The following is a 428-nucleotide window of genomic DNA, read 5'->3' as shown; positions in this document are numbered from 1 at the left end:
GAGGCCATAAATTACAAAACGTAATAAACGTAATGCTCCGAATAGCACAACAATTTTGAAAGGAAATTTAATAATGCCGGCCGCTATACATGAAATTGAAAATGGAAGTGGTAGTAAAGCACCTACGATGATTAAAAACCCTCCCCATTTTCTGGAGTTTTTTAGCTGTTTTTGCATTTTCACCTCTAAATAGGTGTGGACAGATGGAATTTTGGTAATCATACGGCCCAAGTGATACGCCAATAACCCTGCCGAATAAGACAAAATGGCTAAAATGCTTAAGTACCCCCAAGGATTTGGCATTTTACCAGACCACGCAATAAATATTTCTGGAGGAATCAACCCTAAAAGTGTTTCGGATACAAAAAAGAAACTTAGTACACCATGAGATGGCAATATCTCGGTTAATTTTATCAAGGCATCATTAA

1 protein-coding gene is annotated in these 428 nt (G+C 37.1%); it reads right to left on the bottom strand.

What is annotated here, in order from left to right; translation table 11 throughout:
- A partial coding sequence (locus H4O21_RS28200; protein WP_182812480.1) for a VTT domain-containing protein occupies positions 1-428 on the bottom strand: 428 nt, incomplete at both ends.

Source organism: Oceanospirillum sediminis (assembly GCF_014164585.1).
Taxonomy (GTDB): Bacteria; Pseudomonadota; Gammaproteobacteria; order Pseudomonadales; family Halomonadaceae; genus Oceanospirillum; species Oceanospirillum sediminis.
Note: the sequence above shows the minus strand (reverse complement) of the source record. Positions and strands in the feature narration are given on the sequence as shown.